Source organism: Cedecea neteri (genome assembly GCF_000758325.1).
GTDB lineage: Bacteria > Pseudomonadota > Gammaproteobacteria > Enterobacterales > Enterobacteriaceae > Cedecea > Cedecea neteri_B.
In genome coordinates, this window is the sequence record NZ_CP009459.1 from 2,783,132 (window position 1) to 2,801,128 (window position 17,997).

A 17,997-nucleotide genomic window follows, 5' to 3' on the forward strand; every position below is an offset into this window, starting at 1 on the left:
TTAAGCGCTACGCTTAACGTGCTTCGGGCCAGCCAACTTTAGTACCCGCCTGGCGGCGGTCATACTCTTGTCAGAATCGGCTGGTTTAATCGTCGCAACGGAAAAAAGGGACATAAAATGATGAAAAAACATGTGTTGTTGACGATGCTGCTTGCAGTAATGAGTGCTTCTGCCCTGGCAAAATCCACCTTAACGCTTTACACCAGCCAGCCCAATGAGGACGCGCAGACCACCGTCAGCGCCTTTGAAAAAGCGAACCCGGACATTGAAGTAAAATGGATCCGCGACGGTACCAGCAAGCTGACCGCCCGCTTACAGGCGGAAATGGCGGCCGGGGGCGCAGTGCCGGACGTGCTGCTGATTGCCGACAGCGTGACCATGGAATCCCTCAAGCAGCAAAACCTGCTGGCGGCCTACAAATCGCCGGAGGCCGCGCGCTTCGATGCCCAGCTCTATGACAAAGATGGCTATTACTACGGCACCAAACTGATTACCACCGGCATTGCGTACCACAGCCAGGCCCCGGTCAAGCCCACTTCGTGGCTCGATTTGCTCAAACCCGAGCTGAAGAACATGACCACACTGCCAAGCCCGCTTTATTCCGGCGCGGCGCAGATCCATCAGGCCGCGATCATGGGTGCGCCGACGCTGGGCTGGGATTACTACGAAAAACTGAAGGCCAACGGGGCGATGCCGCAGAGCGGCAACGGCGCGGTGATGAACGCCATTGCCTCCGGCAGCAAAGCCTACGGCGTGCTGGTCGATTACATGGCGATCCGTGAGAAAGCCAAAGGCGCGCCGATTGAGTTTGCCTTCCCGACCGAGGGCGTGAGCATTGTCACCGAGCCGGTGGCAATGATGAAGGGCGCTAAAAATCCCGAAGCGGCGAAAGCATTTATCGACTTCGTGCTCTCCAAAGCGGGGCAGGAGCTGGTGCTGAAACAGGGCTACCTGCCTGCCGATGCCAGCCTGCCGGTGCCGCGGGGCTTCCCACCGCGCGACAGCATCAAAATCATGCCGTTTGATGCCGCCAAAGCACTGGCGGACACCGACGCGAACAAAAAGCGGTTTGCCGACCTGTTCGGTAGCCGCTGATTGATGATCAGCCCGGCATTGTCCCGCCCCGACGACGGCAGCCTGATGAAAGGGCTGCTGCGCCTGCTTATTGTCGTCATTGCGCTATTAAGTCTGCTCCCCAGTCTGCAGTTGCTGATCTCCGCGCTGCTGGACTGGCGGCTGGGCGGCCAAAGCAGCCTGGGCCGCGTGCTCAGCAACCCAAACACCTGGGTCGCACTGTGGCACAGTGTGTATACCAGCGGCCTGGGGGCGCTGCTTTCCCTCCTGCTGGGCAGCCTGTTTGCGTTTTGCCTCGGCCTGATGAACATCCGGGGCCGCCAGGCCTGGGCGTTTCTCTTTATGCTGCCGATGATGATCCCGCCGCAGGTCACGGCCCTGAGCTGGCTGCAGCTGTTCGGCCCCGGCAGCGTGCTGCTCAACAGCCTCGGTCTGGCGCCGGGGTTTGGCAGCCCCAATCCGCTTTATTCGGCGGAGGGGATCGCCTTCCTGCTCGGCATCCAGCACGCGCCGCTGGTGTTTCTGACCCTGCGCACGCAGCTGCAGAGTCTGCCGCAGGAACAAATTGAGGCAGCGAGGCTGAACGGTGCCTCTCTTTGGCGAGTTTTCATCGACATTATTCTGCCGCTGTGCCGACCCGCGCTGTGGGCCGGGGCGGCGCTGGCCTTTGTTTCCGCCCTCGGCAACTTCGGCATCCCGGCGATGCTCGGCATCCCCATCTCTTATTTCGTGTTGCCCGTTTACATCTACCAGACGCTCTCCAGCTTTGGGCCGTCGATGCTGAACGAGGTGGCCTCACTCTCGGTGCTGATGGGCGTGCTGGCCGTCGCCATTGTCACGCTGCAGGGCATTATGCAGCGGCGTTACGCTTTGCCGCTGATCGGCATGGCCGGGCGGGCGGCAAGTATTGCGCCCGGGAAGGGGAGGCTGGCGGTGGAGATCCTGCTCGCGCTCGTGCTGGGCGGGATGCTGGTTGCCCCGCTGCTGGCACTGATCGCGACCTCGCTGGTGCCAACCCTGGGCGTGCCGCTCAACGGCGACATGCTGACGTTTGCCGCCTGGACTGGCATCTTTGATGAGCAAAGCGCCACCTGGCGGGCACTGACCAACAGCCTGCTGCTCTCCGTTAGCGCCGCCGGGCTGCTTATGGCGCTAAGCCTGCCGCTGGCCTGGCTGCTGGTGCGTCGCCCCAGCCGGCCCTTACGCTGGCTGCACAGCCTGATTGATATTCCCTACACGCTTCCCGGCGTGGTGCTGGCCATCGCCTGCATTCTGCTGTTTGCGCGCCCGCTGCCGCTGCTGAACGTCAGTCTGAGCGGCACGCTGACGATTATCTTCTTCGCCTACCTGGCCCGCTTTCTTACCGTCTGCCTGAAGCCGGTTCACACCAGCATGCTGCAGCTGGATCCGGCGATGGAGGAAGCCGCGAGCCTGGCGGGAGCGGACGCCTCCCAACGGTTACGCCATATCGTCCTGCCGCTGCTGGCTCCGGCGGCCTTTGCCGGGGCGCTGCTGGTGTTTCTCACGGCGGTGAACGAGTTGACTGTCTCCGCGCTGCTCTGGAGCGCCGGGAAAGAAACCCTTGGCGTGGTGGTGTTTAACCTCGACGAAAGCGGTGACAAGGTGATGGCCTCGGCGATTTCAGTGCTGGTGGTGGGCCTGGTCGCGCTGGTGATGCTGTTGCTCGGCGCGCTGGGCCGTTATTTACCGAAAGGAGTGATTCCATGGCAGAGCTAAGGCTGGACAAGCTCAGCAAATTCTTTGGCGAGCAGGCCGTGGTGAAGGATCTCAGCCTGACGATCCCTTCCGGGGCGTTTACCGCCCTGCTGGGGCCGAGCGGCTGCGGAAAAACCACCACGCTGCGGATTGTGGCCGGGCTGGAGTCGCTGAGCGGCGGTCGCCTGTGGCTGGGCGAGAAGCTGCTGGCCGACAGCGGCATCCACGTTCCGCCGGAACAGCGCGACATGGGCATGGTGTTTCAGTCCTACGCCCTGTGGCCGCACATGACTGTGGGCGAAAACGTCGGCTACCCGCTGAAGCTGCGCCAGGTCAACGGCGCGGCGCGGCAGAAACGGGTGATGGAAGCGCTGGAGATCGTGGAACTTGGGGCCTATTTCGGACGTTCACCCCAGGAACTCAGCGGCGGGCAGCGGCAGCGGGTGGCGCTGGCACGTTGCCTGGTCTCGGAGCCGCGCGTGGTTCTGCTCGATGAACCGCTGGCGAACCTCGACCGCCATCTTCGCGCCACCATGGAACAGACTTTCCGCGAGTTTCACCGCCGCACGGGGGCGACGTTTGTTTATGTCACGCACGATCAGGCGGAGGCGATGGCGCTCGCCAGCCATATCGCGGTGATGCACCAGGGCGAGCTGATGCAGTGGGGCACACCGCAGCAGCTTTATCAGCAGCCGCAGAATAGCTGGGTGGCCGGGTTTATCGGCCAGGGCAGTGTGCTGTCCCTCACCGTATCGCCAGGTATACAAAGTCTGGATCTCGCGGCATTGCATGGCGGCCTGGATCAGCCGGGGCGCGATAAAACCGTGCCGGTTCTGGTTCGCACGGAGCATGTACAGATTGCAGGCAGCGGGCCGGTCGCCAGCGTTGAAAGCTGTATTTATCAGGGAGAACGCTATCTGCTGGAGCTGCGTTTGCAGGACGGGCAGGCGTTGAGCGCGTTTCATTCTGCGCCGCTGGCAGTGCGGCAGAGCGTGAATGTGCAGCTGTTACAGGGCTGGCGGCTGGATGCGGCGTGACAATTGTGCTGTTGGCAGGAATATCCCGCCTTCGCCGCGATAAAACGGCGAAGGCGGGGCAGGGAATTAGTCTTCGAAGAACCAGTAGCCGCTGTTCACCAGCGCGGCTAACGTGGCGAGGAAGGAAGGATCTTCCAGCGCATCGCCAAACTTCTCCGCGTCCAGCTTAATGTGGCTGGCCAACGCTTCGACTGCCGGGCGGTGCGGGCTGTCGAGCTTCTCGCCGTTCACGTACACCTCTCCGGCCACGCGCAGCACGCGCAGGCCACCCAGGCGCACCAGCTTGTCACCCTGCTGCAGCGCGTCGTAGATCTCATCCGGCTGATAAGGCGGCTCCGGCGGCGCAACGTCCAGCTCGTGGCGGGACTGGGTAATAAACTCGCCAAACCAGCTGTGGAAGGTCTCCGGCTGGTTAACGATGTCCAGCATCATCTCGCGCAGCTTGTCGATTTCCTGCGGCAGAATATCCGCCGGGTGCTGGCGCTCAGGCACGTCCGGGTCGGTATAGCGTAACCCGCCCAGTTCGCGCTGCAGCACGTAGTCGGCAAAGCCGCTGATCAGCTCGCGGCCGCTTGGGGCGCGGAAACCGACGGAGTAGTTCAACGCGTTTTCCAGCGAGTAGCCTTCGTGCGGGAAGCCCGGCGGAATATACAGAATGTCGCCCGGCTCCATCTCTTCGTCGATGATGGCGTCGAACGGCTCAACCTGGAGCAGATCCGGGTGCGGGCAGTGCTGTTTCATGGCGACTTTTTCGCCCACGCGCCAGCGGCGGCGGCCGACGCCCTGAATAATAAACACGTCGTACTGATCCAGGTGCGGGCCTACGCCGCCGCCTGGCACAGAGAAGGAGATCATCAGGTCGTCAATGCGCCAGTCGGGCAGGGCGCGGAAGGGGCGCATCAGGGCGCTGGAAGGCTCATGCCAGTTGTTCACGGCCTGCACCAGCAGCGACCAGTTGTTTTCGCCGAGGTGATCGTAGCTCTGGAACGGGCCGTGGCTGACCTGCCATTTGCCGCCCTGGTGGCTCACGAGGCGGCTGTCAACCTCGCTTTCCATGGCAAGTCCAGCCAGCTCATCCGGTGAAATAGGGTCGATGAAGTTTTTAAAGCCGCGCTTCAGCACCACAGGGCGTTTTTGCCAGCAGCGTGCAATAAAGTCGGGCCAGTTTAAATCCAGGTGATAATCCATATTATTGTCTTCCTGCAGATGGAGGAGCCTGACTCGGATTATAACGGATGGTGAGCCGGGTTACGGGACTATTTCACCCTTCATTCTGTTCCGGCTGCTGGCGGGCAAAAATCACCTCCATGCGCGCGCCGCCCAGAATGCTGGCACTGGTCTGGATCTCACCGTTGTACTGCTCGACAATCTCGCGGGCAACCGACAGCCCGACGCCCTGGCCCGGGCGCAGCGTATCGGCTCGCTGGCCGCGATCGAAGACCATCGCACGTTTGCTTTCCGGGATGCCGGGGCCGTCGTCTTCCACAATCAGGTGCAGCGCGTCGTCGGTCTGGCGGGCGGTCACTTCCACAAACTCCAGGCAGTATTTACAGGCGTTATCCAGCAGGTTACCCATCACTTCCATGAAGTCATTTTGCTCGCCGATAAAGGTGATTTCCGGCGAGACGTCCAGCGTGATGTTTACCCCTTTGCGCTGGTAAACCTTGTTCAGCGCCGAGCACAGGTTGTCCAGCAGCGGCGCAACGGAATGCAGCTCCCGGCTGAGCAGGGCGCTGTTGCCTCGCATGCTGGCGCGATGCAGGTAATAGCCAATCTGCTGCGAGATGCGGCTGATCTGCTCCAGCATCACCGGTTCGGCCTGCTCGACGTTCATCTTGTCGGTGCGCAGCGACCGCAGGGTTGACTGCAGCACGGCGAGTGGGGTCTTCAGGCTGTGGGTTAAGTCCGTCAGCGTGGTGCGGTACTTATCGTGCCGATCTCGCTCGGTGCGCAGCAGCTGGTTGAGGTTACGCACCAGGCTCGTCAGCTCGCGGGTGGTGTCCGGGTTCAGGCTGTCGCGGTCATGCATTTCCAGCTCGCGCACTTCCTGTGCGAGTTCCTGAATCGGGCGCAGGCTCCACCAGGCGGCCAGCCACAGAAGCGGCACCACCAGCAGCAGGTTAGCCAGCAGGACGTAAATAAACCAGCTCCACACCATGTAGGAGCGCTTCAGCTCGATAGGAATAGTGTCCACCACGACCACGGTCAGCGCCGGCATACGCGCCGTCGCCGGGTAGAGGTTGACTGCCACCGAGTGGGTCATCTCGTAGCCGTCGTCGCTCTCGTCATCGTGCATGTCTTTTAGCTGGGCGAGGCGGTCTTTGTCGTTGTCCAGCAGGGCGCTACTCGTCGCGTAGTCGGCCTCCAGCTCGTGGAAGCCGTTGCCGGTCAGCCACTCTTTCTGGATCTGCTGCACCACGTCCGGGACGTTGCGCTGCATCCACAGCAGTTTGCCGTGCTCGTCGTAAATCAGCGCCATGGTCGGGCTTTGGATGCTGATGTTGTCGGGCAAGTCCACCTGCAACTTGCCGTCCTTCCAGCTGGACAGCGTATAAAACAGGTTACTTTCCCCGCGCAGCAGGCGGAAGGTAGTTTTATCGAAGCTGACGCTGTAGCCCACCAGCGCCACCAGGCCGTAAGCCAGGGAAAGCACCATCACAACCGCGGCGGTAGCCAGTAAGAAACGAACCCGCAGCGACAGCGGCAGGATATGGCGAAAAATGTTCAGCATTTAGTGAAGATCGAACCTGTAGCCCTGCCCGCGCACGGTGGTGATCACTTCCTGCGGGTATTCAGCCTGAATTTTTTTACGTAAACGGCCCATCAGCACGTCAATAGTGTGGCTCTCGCGCAGCTCGGCGTCCGGGTAGAGCTGCAGCATCAGCGAGTCCTTGCTCACCACCTTCCCGGCGTTGCGGATGATGGTTTCCATGATGGTGTATTCAAACGCGGTGAGCTTGATCAGGTTGTCGTTAATCGACAGCTCGCGGCGGGACAAATCGACCTGGAACGGCGGCAGGGATATCACCTGCGAAGCCAGGCCGCTGTTACGGCGCATCAGCGCCTGCATACGGGCGACCACTTCTTCCAGATGGAAAGGTTTAGTGACGTAGTCATCGGCCCCGGCGCCCAGAACTTCAACTTTGTCCTGCCAGCCTTCACGGGCGGTTAATACCATGATGGGAATGGTTACGTCGTGACTGCGCCAGCGGCGGATCAGGCTCATGCCGTCTTCGTCCGGCAGGCCTAAGTCAATAATCGCGATGTCCGGGGTATGTTCATTCAGGAAATAGTCTGCCTCTTTGGCATCCTCGGCCGCATCCACCTGGTGGCCTGCTTCACGCAGCTGTACCTTAAGGTGATGACGCAGCAGGGCATTATCTTCCACGACCAGTACGCGCATTGTATTTCCTCAATCCATTCATAGTATTGATAGTTTAGCGCTAATTATTAATGACAGGAAATAAACCTCGTATAAACAATGCCCTTATGGAGATTAACGCTGAGTCAACAATCCCATTCGGCTGGAGGCCCTCACCCTAACCCTCTCCCAGAGGGAGAGGGGATAAAAAAATATACCTTGTCACTTGTTTCCTCCCTCGCCCCTTTGGGGAGAGGGGATGACAAAGGTGCTTTGTCACTTGTTTGCCCTTTGGCTTTTTGGAGGGAGGGGCTCACGAAGGTACTTTGTCACATGTTTTCCCCCTCGCCCCTCTGGGGAGAGGGCCGGGGTGAGGGGCAAATCGCAGACAAAAAAAAGCCCTCCGAAGAGGGCCGTTTTCATTACTTCAGCTCGTCAACCATGGTAATGGCGCGGCCAATATAGTTGGCCGGCGTCATGGCTTTCAGGCGGGTTTTCTCTTCTTCCGGCAGCTCGAGGCTGTCGATGAACTGCTTCATGCCTTCGGCGTCAACGCGCTTGCCGCGGGTCAGCTCTTTCAGCTTCTCGTACGGCTTTTCGATGCCGTAGCGGCGCATCACGGTCTGAATCGGCTCCGCCAGCACTTCCCAGTTGTGATCCAGCTCGTCCAGCAGGCGGTCGCGGTTCACTTCCAGCTTGCTCACGCCCTTCAGGGTGGACTGATAGGCGATCAGCGCATAGCCGATACCCACGCCCAGGTTACGCAGCACGGTGGAGTCGGTCAGGTCCCGCTGCCAGCGGGACACCGGCAGTTTGCTTGCCAGGTGTTGCAGCACCGCGTTGGAAAGGCCGAGGTTGCCTTCGGAGTTTTCGAAGTCAATCGGGTTCACTTTGTGCGGCATGGTGGAGGAGCCAATTTCACCGGCGATGGTCTTCTGCTTGAAGTGGTTCAGGGCGATGTAGCCCCACACGTCGCGGTCGAAGTCGATCAGGATGGTGTTGAAGCGAGCGATGCAGTCAAACAGCTCGGCGATGTAGTCGTGCGGCTCGATCTGGGTGGTGTACGGGTTCCACTGAATGCCCAGAGAAGTCACGAACTCTTCGCTGAACTGGTGCCAGTCCACTTCCGGGTAAGCGGCGATGTGGGCGTTGTAGTTGCCGACCGCGCCGTTGATTTTACCGAGGATTTCAACGTTGCCGAGCTGGCGGAACTGGCGCTCCATGCGGTAAGCGACGTTCGCCATCTCTTTACCCATGGTGGACGGAGTCGCCGGCTGGCCGTGGGTACGGGACAGCAGCGGGATGTCGCGATACTGCACCGCCAGATCTTTCACCGCGTCGATGATTTTACGCCAGTACGGCAGCACCACGTCTTTACGCGCGGTGTCGAGCATCAGCGCGTGGGACAGGTTGTTGATGTCTTCGGAAGTACAGGCGAAGTGAATAAATTCGGACACCGCGTGCAGGGCAGGGATCGCTTCCACTTTCTCTTTCAGGAAGTATTCCACTGCTTTCACGTCGTGGTTGGTGGTGCGCTCGATAGTTTTGATGCGCGCGGCGTCAGCCTCGCTGAACTCGGCGACGATTTTATCAAGGTAACCGTTTGCGTCCGCATCAAAAGCAGGAACTTCCTTGATCGTTGCGTGCGCGGCCAGCTTTTGCAGCCAACGTACTTCGACCTGTACGCGGAATTTCAGCAGACCGAATTCGCTGAAAATAGCGCGCAGAGCGCTGACTTTGTCGCCGTAGCGCCCGTCAACGGGGGAAACGGCGGTCAGTGAGGATAATTCCATAACAACTCCTGAGAGGTTAACAATGAGCAAGAATTTGTTTGGCCTGATCGGTCAGGCGACGACGAGAAAACATTAACTGCAGGCGGCCACCGCCAACCTGATGCCACAGCACGGCGGCACGGATCCCGGCCAGCAGCGTGGCGCGTACTTTACTTTGCACCTGCGGGCTTTGCAGCACGGCAGGGGAACCGGTGACCTGAATACGCGGGCCAAGCGGGCTGATGACGTCTACGTAGATCCCGGCCATGGCGCTTAACAGCGTGTCGGACTCGAGATCGAAGTGCTCCAGCTGGCGCTGCAGGCCATTAATTTTGCTGCCGAGCGTGTCCATCGCGCCTTTGGCTGCGTGGAGTTTACGCTCCAGTACCATCAGGCTGAGCGTATAGCGCGTCAGCTCGGCGCTCATGCCCTGGCGGCTGCTGGCGTTTAGCACGCCCAGCAGGGTTTCAAGCCCGAGCTTAAGGTTAGTTTCGCTGCCGCCAAAAACATCCAGGGTTGAGCCTGGGTTCTGGTCAATCACGCTGTTGAGCGAGACGTGAAGCGCGTCGCTGTCGCAATGACCCTGATGTGCCAACTGCTGAACCAGACGGGCTGACTGGCAAATGCCCGCCAGCGCGAGAGTAATGTCGTAGTAGTTTTTAGCCACCAGGCTGCGTCCTTGTGTGTAATTAACTGACGAGCGGCAAACGCTGCTCGATAATGCCGCCGCCGAGGCACACTTCGCCGAGGTAGAACACCGCGGACTGGCCTGGGGTGACGGCAGCCACCGGCTCTTCAAAACGCACTTCTATGCGCTCAGCGTCCAGCGGCGTAATCGTGCAAGGGATATCCGTCTGGCGGTAGCGGGTTTTCACCGTGCAGCTCAGCGGCGCGGTTAGCGGCTCGCGATCCACCCAGTGAAGCTGCTGGGCAACCAGCCCGACCGACATCAGACGCGGGTGATCGTGCCCCTGCGCGACGATAAGAATATTGTTGGCGACGTCTTTATCGACCACGTACCAAGGATCTTCAGACCCTTCTTTGGTGCCGCCGATGCCGAGGCCTTTACGCTGACCGAGGGTGTGATACATCAGCCCCTGGTGCTCGCCGACGGTTTCGCCGTCCACGGTAATAATTTTACCCGGCTGGGCTGGCAGATAGCGGCCCAGGAAGTCGCGGAATTTGCGCTCGCCGATAAAACAGATGCCGGTGGAATCTTTTTTCTTCGCGGTAACAAGATCCAGCTCTTCCGCAATGCGGCGGACTTCCGGTTTTTCCAGCTCGCCGACCGGGAACAGGCTTTGGGCAATCTGTTCGTGGCTCAGCGTATACAGGAAGTAGCTCTGGTCTTTGTTGCCGTCCAGGCCGCGCAGCAGCTGGCTTTTGCCGTTCACGTCAGCGCGGCGTACATAGTGGCCGGTAGCAATGAAATCGGCACCTAAATCTTCAGCGGCAAATTCCAGGAAGGCTTTAAATTTGATCTCTTTGTTGCAGAGGATATCCGGGTTTGGCGTGCGCCCGGCTTTGTACTCTTCGAGGAACAGTTCGAATACGTTGTCCCAGTACTCTGCGGCAAAGTTAACGGTGTGCAGTTCAATGCCCAGCTTGTCGCAAACGGCCTGCGCATCGGCTAAATCTTCCGCTGCGGTGCAGTACTCCTCGCCATCGTCTTCTTCCCAGTTCTTCATGAACAGGCCTTCCACCTTATAGCCCTGCTGCATCAGCAGGTAAGCGGAAACGGAGGAATCGACGCCGCCGGACATTCCGACGATCACTTTTTTCTGGCTGTTATCAGACATGGAGAGACTCACGACATTGAACTTCAAAGCGGCGTATTCTATCACGCAGGCCGCTGCTTGACACCCTCTGTAAACGGCCAGTTAAAAGCCCCCAGTACCGACAGGGGATAACGCGGCTCCTGCTGGTAACAGCGGATGCTTTCTGCCACCAGCGACGAGCGCAGATTTGCCGCATTGAGAATGGTTTCGGCATCGAGCCACAGGCAGCGGTCAATGTCGCTGTCGTGCGGGGTGGTCGGCAGTTGCTTATCCAGATCGATGGCAAACAGGAAGCGCAGGAAAGGTGTGTTATCCGGGGCGATCCACTGGTGCATGCGGATAAAACTTTGCGGCTCGGCAGTAATCCCCGTCTCTTCCCACAGCTCGCGCTTCGCGGCTTCAAGCAGCGTTTCGTCGGCTTCGAGATGCCCGGCGGGCTGGTTCCACAGTGCTTTACCGTCAATGGTTTCTTCGACGACTAAAAACTGACCTTCGGCCTGAACAACGCAGGCCACGGTGACGTGCGGTTTAAACATCACTTCTCCTGGGTTAAAGCGGTTTGTCGATTTTGGCGTAAATGGCATCCAGCGCACTGAGGCGTTTGTTGTACTGTGTGGTCAGGCAGGTGACGTCAGACCCGCAGCTCTGGCGCTCTTTGAGCCAGGCCTGCTGTTGATCCTGCATGGCGCCCTGGCCACCCATGGCAAACAGCCCTTTTAAGAACTGATATTTGGTGGCCATTTCGACGTCTTTATCATTCAACGCCCGGTGGGCACAAATCGCTTTTTCATCTGGCGCATTGGCTTTGGCGCAGTCAAAACTTGCCGCGCCCGCGGTGGTGGAGCCGATAAGTAAGCTCAGCAGCAGTATCTTTTTCATTTCAGTTGCTCCGGGGGGACTTCGCGCCACTCGCCGTTGGCCAGACCTTCCAGCGTGTAGTCGCCCATGGCGTAGCGGATCAGGCGCAGGGTAGGGTAGCCCACGTGCGCCGTCATGCGGCGAACCTGGCGGTTGCGGCCTTCATAAAGCGTGATCTTCAGCCAACTGGTGGGGATAGCCTTACGTTCGCGAATCGGCGGATTACGCGGCCACAGCCACTCTGGCTCGGCAACCAGCTCGGCACCTGCAGGCAATGTGGGGCCGTCGTTCAGCTCTACGCCGTTGCGCAGGGCGCTCAGCGCTTCCTCCGTTGGCTCGCCTTCCACCTGTACGTAATAGATTTTGCCGGTGCGCTTGCCTGGCTGGGTTAGTTTGGCCTGCAGCGCTCCGTCGTTGGTGAGCACCAGCAGCCCTTCGCTGTCGCGGTCGAGACGCCCCGCAGCATAAATGCCTTGTAAAGGAATGTAATCCTTCAGCGTGCTGCGCCCGGCTTCATCAGTGAACTGCGGCAGCACATCGTAGGGCTTATTGAAGATAACCAGCTTCTTTGGTCCGTCAGATTTCTTGCGCCTGGCGGCTTGTGGGCTGCTGAATCGTTTAACTTGGTGATTCCTAAAAGAAGTTTTGTTCATAGTGTTTTCAGCGCGGGTGGATTGACGCATTATAACGGAAAACATGAGTGATTGGCGCGAGCCCGATATTGCAGTAGTATGAGCCCGCAAATTACAAATCATTAACAAAAAACCAGAAGCGCTCGAAGGAGAGGTGAATGGAAAGCAAAGTAGTCGTTCCGGCGGAAGGTAAAAAGATCACCCTGCAAAATGGCAAAATCAACGTTCCAAACAACCCGGTGATCCCGTTCATTGAAGGGGACGGTATCGGTGTGGACGTGACCCCTGCCATGATTAAAGTGGTGGATGCTGCCGTGGCAAAAGCCTACAACGGCGAGCGGAAAATTTCCTGGATGGAAATCTACACCGGCGAAAAATCTACCCAAGTTTATGGCCAGGATGTCTGGCTGCCAGAAGAAACTCTGGACCTGATTCGTGACTACCGCGTGGCTATCAAAGGCCCACTGACTACCCCAGTCGGCGGCGGCATTCGCTCCCTGAACGTTGCCCTGCGTCAGCAGCTGGATCTGTACGTTTGCCTGCGCCCGGTACGTTACTACCAGGGTACCCCAAGCCCGGTTAAACAGCCTGAGCTGACCGACATGGTTATCTTCCGTGAGAACTCCGAAGATATCTATGCGGGTATCGAGTGGAAAGCGGACAGCGCTGAAGCGGACAAAGTTATCAAGTTCCTGCGTGACGAAATGGGCGTGAAGAAAATTCGCTTCCCTGAGCACTGCGGGATCGGCATCAAGCCTTGCTCCGAAGAAGGGACCAAACGCCTGGTACGTGCAGCCATCGAATATGCGATCACCAACGACCGTGATTCCGTGACCCTGGTGCACAAAGGCAACATCATGAAGTTCACCGAAGGCGCGTTCAAAGACTGGGGCTACCAGCTGGCTCGCGAAGAGTTCGGCGGCGAGCTGATCGACGGCGGCCCGTGGGTGAAAATCAAGAACCCGAACACCGGCAAAGAAATCGTTGTGAAAGACGTGATCGCCGATGCGTTCCTGCAGCAGATCCTGCTGCGTCCTGCAGAATACGACGTGATCGCCTGTATGAACCTGAACGGCGACTACATTTCTGATGCCCTGGCGGCACAGGTTGGCGGCATCGGTATCGCACCGGGCGCAAACATCGGCGACGACTGCGCACTGTTCGAAGCGACCCACGGTACCGCACCTAAGTACGCAGGCCAGGATAAAGTAAACCCAGGCTCCATCATTCTGTCCGCAGAAATGATGCTGCGTCATATGGAATGGTTCGAAGCGGCAGACCTGATCGTTAAGGGTATGGAAGGCGCTATCGAAGCTAAGACCGTAACTTATGACTTCGAGCGTCTGATGGATGGCGCTAAGCTGCTGAAATGTTCAGAGTTTGGCGACGCTATCATTAAACACATGTAATCAGCGCTGCTGGTGATGTGACAACGGGAACCTGATGGTTCCCGTTTTTATTATTAGCTTTCGAATGGTTATCAAAATAAGTTATCAAAACTCTTCAGGAAAAGTACCCTTGAGTATCTATCTAATCCGGCCAGTCCCAAGGATGGCGTTTTTATAAACGCTATCTATTTTAAACAGGTTGTTTGTATTTGGATAAGATGATTTTTTTTGCATTCAGAACCGGTGACTCAATGAAGTGCCAGCTTGACAAACATACTGAAACTAAACTTGCCACAATTATTGCAAATGCAGAAAGCGTATTGATCTGATTAAGTAGACTACCTATCCATATTATAATGGGATAATGATAGACATAAAGACCGTAACTTATATCGGGCACTTTCTTATCAGGCAGTGGAAGGTTTGAGCTCCCAAGCCAGACGACAGCAATTGCTTGAAGAATTGCCGCTGATGGCGCTATGGGAATATTTCTCCAGGGGGAAGAAAATAGAATTAATACAAAGATAAAAAAAGACAATGCGTAGCCGAAATGAATCCTCCTTGTTACATTTCTCATTAAGTAAAAAATATTTCCAATCAGAAATGAAATGGGGAGGAATGACAGTATTTGATACTTCGGGTGGTAATTTTTTGCGCAGATGAAGTAGGAAATGCCAATGCTAATTGCAAGCAGAGAGCATAAGGCGATTTTGCTTTTATAGGCTCCTGAAACCCACAGGATTATTAACACTCCGTATGCCAGTAATTCCCATATCAATGACCATAATGGAATATTGCCAGTTGATGCTGTAAATCCGCCTGTTAAAAACATCAATATAGAGTTAAAGGCGAATTCACGATCAACAACAATCCAGCTCAAAATTATGGAGGCTATGAGTGCTGGGAAAATTCGCAAACACCTTTTAATTAAAAAGGGAAAAACCTGAGGATTGTTATCATAGCTCCCAAGGACTAAAAATCCACTGACCGCAAGGAATGCCGGGACGGCCATTACAAAACCAGGCCAATATATGTTTTCAAAAAAAACTGGAATGGTGTGTGCAACAACAACTTCCAGGGCAAGAAATATTCTTAAATAATTGAATACTTGGTATTTCATAATATTAATTAAAGATTAATCAACTCGATAGGGTGAGGATAACATATTTATTGGTTTGAAAGAGCTAAAAATAACTTCATCAAGTGCCAACAGTATCGATAAAATCAGAACTTTAGACCTTCAGCGAGCATTGCTCAGAGCGACACCCCCGATCGTGGAAGGGATGATGGGGTTTAATTTACTGAAATATCAATTTCTTATGCCGGTATCATTAAGTGCAGGTAATCAGCGCCGCTGGTGATGTGACAACGGGAGCCTGAAAGCTCCCGTTTTTTTGTTCGCTTTCGAACGGTTATCAAAACCGTGAGCCAAAAGACCTAAAACAGTTGGATGCATTTTTTCTTAATCAATATCATTCGGTCGGCTTCGTGTTAGATAATTCCCAACCATTATCCCCCGCAACCAGCCAATGCGTTAGCTCAATTTGGTTAAGAAACACCTCATCGTGTGACACCACCATCAGGGTGCCCTGATACTGATTGAGGAAATATTCCAGCGTATGCAGGGATACAATATCCAGATGGTTGCTCGGTTCATCGAGCAATAAAAAGCTGGCGGGTGAGTCAGCATAAATCAGTATTGCCAGCGCCGCTTTAAGTTGTTCCCCGCCGCTAAGTTCGCCACAGGGCAATGACACACGAGATGCATCCAGCCCAAGCTGAGCAAGTTGCATACGCAGTTGGGATTCCCCCGCCTGCGAGTTCACCGCCAGAAGTTGCTCAAGTACCGTTTTTTGTCGGTCCAGAATGGACATTTGCTGGTCAAGATAAGCCGTGTTAGCCCAGACCTCGCGGCGACCAGACACCAGCGGCAACAAACCTGCTAAAGTTCTTAATAATGTCGATTTACCGCACCCGTTGGAACCAACAACACCGATCCGTTGGCCGCCGTTAATGGACAGCGTTATCTTGCGAAAAGAGGCTGGAACGAAAGGTAAAACGACCTCGTCAAGTGTGGCCACATTCTGCGGTAATGTCCCGAATGTAGAGGTGATGTGCATGGCGATGGGGGTTGATACCTCGATTTGCTTTATGGCGTGCCGCACCTGCTGGCTGAGTAACTCCCGCGCCTGGGTTTGCTGCTTTACCTGTTTTCCTGCTGAAGCCTCACTGCGGCCTTTTTGACGGCCCAGCAATATTTTTGCCTGATTCGCATTCTTGCCCTGGCGGGTACCGCGGGATCCGCGTTTTTCAAGTCGCTCGCGCTGTTCACGCAATGCCTGCTCTTCACGCTTACGCTCGGTTTTGATGCGTTCCAGGTTTTGCGCAGCGGAGGCCGTCTCCTGTGCTTTCATTTGTTGGTAAAAATCATAGTTACCGCCGTAGCTGCGTAAACCGAGCGACGATAATTCGACAATCCGCTCCATCTGTTGCAACAACTTCCGGTCATGACTGATGAGCAACAGGCCACGGGGCCATTGTTGCAGCTGCCGCATCAGCGTCAGTCGGCTGGCAGCATCCAGATGGTTGGTCGGCTCATCAAGGATAAGAAAATCGGCCTCGGATAGCATCGCGCCGGTCAGTGCCACCCGCATGGCTTCTCCGCCACTGAGCCTGTTGACCTCTGTTTCTGGCGATAGGTAACCCAATCCCGCCGACTCCAACTGCGCCTGCAATCGCTGGCGAAGGTCCCAATGATTACCAACAAGGTCAAAATCAACCGGGTCGACGCTGCCTGCTTCAATGCGATCTAGCGCGGCTAGCTGGGTGTCGACACCCGCCAGCATCGCAACGCTATGATAATGGTGCGGTGTCAGATGCTGCGCCAGATATCTGACACGACCTGAGCAACTACGCTGGCCGGAAGCCGGCGTAACCAGGCCTGACAGCATTTTAGCCAGCAGGCTTTTACCCACGCCATTGCGGCCGACCAGACCTGTATGTTGATGGTCGAATTGTTCAGTGAGATTCGAGAAAAGCGGTTTGCCATCAGGCAATACAAAAGAAACGCGATCGAGCGTGAGAATAGTATTCGTCATGCGATAACCCTAAATTAATGCACCAAAACAGCTCCCGAAGGAAACTGCATAAAGGCCGTCAAAGGTGACGGTGGGCATTAATTGCGCATTGGACGAATACCTCTAATCAGATGTGAAAGTGGGCTGATTATAAAAGTGCCAATTTCCATCTGTCAAATAACATCCAGCGACCAGCCCTGGGTATTAGATACAACGGTCAGTGAGTAATGAGTCACCACAGATGGAGATAATGGGGATGTTACGCCTATTGCCAGGCCCGGTGCGTGTCTGGCGCAGCATTCCAGCGTCAATGTGTTAAGTTTAATGCAGTTATCGGTTGCTTACTACAGGAGTGAACAAGTGAACATCGACTGGCACAGTTCTGTATTAACACGCGCTACTGTCGTGGATAAAGACTACAAAAATACTCAAAACGTTCGCCGTTTCATGATGGATGAGTGTGGACCGCGTTTTCGATTCGATCGCGAATTTATGGCATGGATACGAAACGATGTCCCCAAAAATTTAGGTGATGTCGTTGAGGAGTGGAAGCGCAGGCATACCTTCTAGAGAAAGCATCTCTAGTTTTCACTTAACGCCATCCCTCAGATCCTCGGCCGTCAGCTTCATTCCAGAAGCTGACGTTAGGTTTTTTAGCCGCCGTGGGGCGGCCCAGATAAGACTCATTTCTCAGAGTGAAAGCACCAGCCAGCCGCTGTGGCAAGCGTGACAAACGGTCCAGCCAGCGTAACGTTGTGATGGTTGATGATTTCACTCGCCGACAAATATTCGTTATCCATTGTGGTATGCGCATCTGAAATCAGTACGGTCCCGAACCCCAGCCCTGACGCTGCACGGCAGGTAGTGTCCACACAAAATTCTGTTTTCATACCGGCGATAACCAGCTGTTTAACACCTCGTTGAATAAGCTGTAGCTGAAGCTCAGTATTGCGGAAGCAATTGGGATACTTTTTTATAAACACCACATCCTGTTCAGCATTTACGTTCAGTTCGGGTATCAGTTGTGTCAACGGACTTTGCTCTGAGAATGGGGAATCATGGGGGCCGGTGTGGCGGGCAAAAAAAACGGGCACCCGAGTCTGCCTGGCTTTTTCAATCAGCAGTTGAATATTTAACAGAACGGCGTCAGAGAAATACGGGGAAGTGGGGCCATGGAAAAGCCCCTGCTGCATGTCGATAATTAAAAGTGCATCTTCAGATAACATCATATTTTTCTCCATTCAAGGGGTTATGAACGGAGATATTTTCTTCCCCGTCCGGTTTGGCGGGGATTCAGAATCTGT

At 56.0% G+C, this 17,997-nt stretch carries 17 protein-coding genes; 5 read left to right on the plus strand and 12 right to left on the minus strand.

From position 1 onward, the window contains the following. The first annotated feature begins 117 nt into the window (after positions 1-117). Genes LH86_RS13100 through LH86_RS13110 form a run of 3 tightly spaced genes read left to right on the plus strand, consistent with a single transcriptional unit; the run spans position 118 to position 3,827 of the window. Positions 118-1,095, plus strand: a complete 978-nt coding sequence (locus LH86_RS13100) for an ABC transporter substrate-binding protein (RefSeq protein ID WP_039302014.1) — start codon at positions 118-120, stop codon at positions 1,093-1,095. A 3-nt stretch (positions 1,096-1,098) separates the two neighbouring features. Beyond that, positions 1,099-2,811: an ABC transporter permease gene (locus tag LH86_RS13105; protein ID WP_039302018.1), complete on the plus strand. Its 1,713-nt coding sequence runs from the start codon at positions 1,099-1,101 to the stop codon at positions 2,809-2,811. Beyond that, positions 2,799-3,827, plus strand: a complete 1,029-nt coding sequence (locus LH86_RS13110; protein ID WP_039302021.1) for an ABC transporter ATP-binding protein — start codon at positions 2,799-2,801, stop codon at positions 3,825-3,827. Before LH86_RS13105 ends, LH86_RS13110 begins: the two co-directional genes overlap by 13 nt. Positions 3,828-3,893: 66 nt before the next feature. Here LH86_RS13110 and LH86_RS13115 read toward each other — a convergent pair whose 3' ends face one another. From LH86_RS13115 to rluE, 9 genes are all read right to left on the minus strand, one after another. Beyond that, complete coding sequence (locus tag LH86_RS13115; RefSeq protein WP_039302024.1) at positions 3,894-5,015, minus strand: cupin domain-containing protein; 1,122 nt, start codon at positions 5,013-5,015, stop codon at positions 3,894-3,896. Positions 5,016-5,088: 73 nt separating this feature from the next. Continuing rightward, the gene (gene phoQ / locus LH86_RS13120; protein WP_039302027.1) at positions 5,089-6,558 is read right to left on the minus strand and encodes a two-component system sensor histidine kinase PhoQ; all 1,470 of its coding nucleotides are present in this window, start codon (positions 6,556-6,558) and stop codon (positions 5,089-5,091) included. After that, the gene (gene phoP / locus LH86_RS13125; protein WP_039302030.1) at positions 6,559-7,230 is read right to left on the minus strand and encodes a two-component system response regulator PhoP; all 672 of its coding nucleotides are present in this window, start codon (positions 7,228-7,230) and stop codon (positions 6,559-6,561) included. 380 nt (positions 7,231-7,610) lie between these two features. Next, entirely contained in the window at positions 7,611-8,981 is a 1,371-nt protein-coding gene (gene purB / locus LH86_RS13130; protein ID WP_039302033.1) for an adenylosuccinate lyase, read from the minus strand. Positions 8,982-8,997: 16 nt separating this feature from the next. Then, positions 8,998-9,627, minus strand: a complete 630-nt coding sequence (hflD, locus tag LH86_RS13135) for a high frequency lysogenization protein HflD (RefSeq protein ID WP_039302036.1) — start codon at positions 9,625-9,627, stop codon at positions 8,998-9,000. 22 nt (positions 9,628-9,649) lie between these two features. After that, positions 9,650-10,759: a tRNA 2-thiouridine(34) synthase MnmA gene (gene mnmA / locus LH86_RS13140; protein ID WP_039302041.1), complete on the minus strand. Its 1,110-nt coding sequence runs from the start codon at positions 10,757-10,759 to the stop codon at positions 9,650-9,652. Between the two features lie 41 nt (positions 10,760-10,800). Continuing rightward, positions 10,801-11,274, minus strand: a complete 474-nt coding sequence (locus tag LH86_RS13145; RefSeq protein WP_039302044.1) for an NUDIX hydrolase — start codon at positions 11,272-11,274, stop codon at positions 10,801-10,803. A gap of 13 nt (positions 11,275-11,287) precedes the next feature. Continuing rightward, positions 11,288-11,617 carry a lysozyme inhibitor LprI family protein gene (locus LH86_RS13150; RefSeq protein WP_039302047.1) on the minus strand — a complete coding sequence of 110 codons (330 nt, stop codon included), beginning with the start codon at positions 11,615-11,617 and terminating at the stop codon, positions 11,288-11,290. After that, positions 11,614-12,279, minus strand: a complete 666-nt coding sequence (gene rluE / locus LH86_RS13155; protein ID WP_071842867.1) for a 23S rRNA pseudouridine(2457) synthase RluE — start codon at positions 12,277-12,279, stop codon at positions 11,614-11,616. Before rluE ends, LH86_RS13150 begins: the two co-directional genes overlap by 4 nt. A gap of 107 nt (positions 12,280-12,386) precedes the next feature. Here rluE and icd point away from each other — a divergent pair, with 107 nt between their 5' ends. Continuing rightward, on the plus strand, positions 12,387-13,637 hold the full coding sequence (gene icd / locus LH86_RS13160) for an NADP-dependent isocitrate dehydrogenase (protein ID WP_039292075.1): 1,251 nt from the start codon (positions 12,387-12,389) through the stop codon (positions 13,635-13,637). 169 nt (positions 13,638-13,806) lie between these two features. Here icd and LH86_RS13165 read toward each other — a convergent pair whose 3' ends face one another. Together LH86_RS13165 and LH86_RS13170 are read right to left on the minus strand one after the other, a co-directional pair. Continuing rightward, complete coding sequence (locus LH86_RS13165; RefSeq protein WP_071842832.1) at positions 13,807-14,736, minus strand: acyltransferase family protein; 930 nt, start codon at positions 14,734-14,736, stop codon at positions 13,807-13,809. Positions 14,737-15,088: 352 nt separating this feature from the next. Then, positions 15,089-16,714, minus strand: a complete 1,626-nt coding sequence (locus LH86_RS13170) for an ABC-F family ATP-binding cassette domain-containing protein (protein WP_039302056.1) — start codon at positions 16,712-16,714, stop codon at positions 15,089-15,091. A 339-nt stretch (positions 16,715-17,053) separates the two neighbouring features. Here LH86_RS13170 and LH86_RS13175 point away from each other — a divergent pair, with 339 nt between their 5' ends. Next, a complete protein-coding gene (locus tag LH86_RS13175; protein WP_039302059.1) occupies positions 17,054-17,263 on the plus strand; it encodes a DUF6434 domain-containing protein in 210 nt (69 codons plus the stop codon). Positions 17,264-17,376: 113 nt separating this feature from the next. On the opposite strand, the gene LH86_RS13180 is transcribed toward LH86_RS13175, so the two are convergent. Next, positions 17,377-17,922 (minus strand): cysteine hydrolase family protein, encoded by a 546-nt coding sequence (locus LH86_RS13180; protein ID WP_039302061.1) that lies wholly within the window; start codon positions 17,920-17,922, stop codon positions 17,377-17,379. Positions 17,923-17,997: the final 75 nt, after the last annotated feature.

Coding starts and splice junctions, on each gene's coding strand:
- LH86_RS13100 (WP_039302014.1), top strand. CDS start 118: ATGATGAAAAAACATGTGTTGTTGACGATGCTGCTTGCAGTAATGAGT.
- LH86_RS13105 (WP_039302018.1), top strand. CDS start 1,099: ATGATCAGCCCGGCATTGTCCCGCCCCGACGACGGCAGCCTGATGAAA.
- LH86_RS13110 (WP_039302021.1), top strand. CDS start 2,799: ATGGCAGAGCTAAGGCTGGACAAGCTCAGCAAATTCTTTGGCGAGCAG.
- LH86_RS13115 (WP_039302024.1), bottom strand. CDS start 5,015: ATGGATTATCACCTGGATTTAAACTGGCCCGACTTTATTGCACGCTGC.
- phoQ (WP_039302027.1), bottom strand. CDS start 6,558: ATGCTGAACATTTTTCGCCATATCCTGCCGCTGTCGCTGCGGGTTCGT.
- phoP (WP_039302030.1), bottom strand. CDS start 7,230: ATGCGCGTACTGGTCGTGGAAGATAATGCCCTGCTGCGTCATCACCTT.
- purB (WP_039302033.1), bottom strand. CDS start 8,981: ATGGAATTATCCTCACTGACCGCCGTTTCCCCCGTTGACGGGCGCTAC.
- mnmA (WP_039302041.1), bottom strand. CDS start 10,759: ATGTCTGATAACAGCCAGAAAAAAGTGATCGTCGGAATGTCCGGCGGC.
- LH86_RS13145 (WP_039302044.1), bottom strand. CDS start 11,274: ATGTTTAAACCGCACGTCACCGTGGCCTGCGTTGTTCAGGCCGAAGGT.
- LH86_RS13150 (WP_039302047.1), bottom strand. CDS start 11,617: ATGAAAAAGATACTGCTGCTGAGCTTACTTATCGGCTCCACCACCGCG.
- rluE (WP_071842867.1), bottom strand. CDS start 12,279: ATGCGTCAATCCACCCGCGCTGAAAACACTATGAACAAAACTTCTTTT.
- icd (WP_039292075.1), top strand. CDS start 12,387: ATGGAAAGCAAAGTAGTCGTTCCGGCGGAAGGTAAAAAGATCACCCTG.
- LH86_RS13165 (WP_071842832.1), bottom strand. CDS start 14,736: ATGAAATACCAAGTATTCAATTATTTAAGAATATTTCTTGCCCTGGAA.
- LH86_RS13170 (WP_039302056.1), bottom strand. CDS start 16,714: ATGACGAATACTATTCTCACGCTCGATCGCGTTTCTTTTGTATTGCCT.
- LH86_RS13180 (WP_039302061.1), bottom strand. CDS start 17,922: ATGATGTTATCTGAAGATGCACTTTTAATTATCGACATGCAGCAGGGG.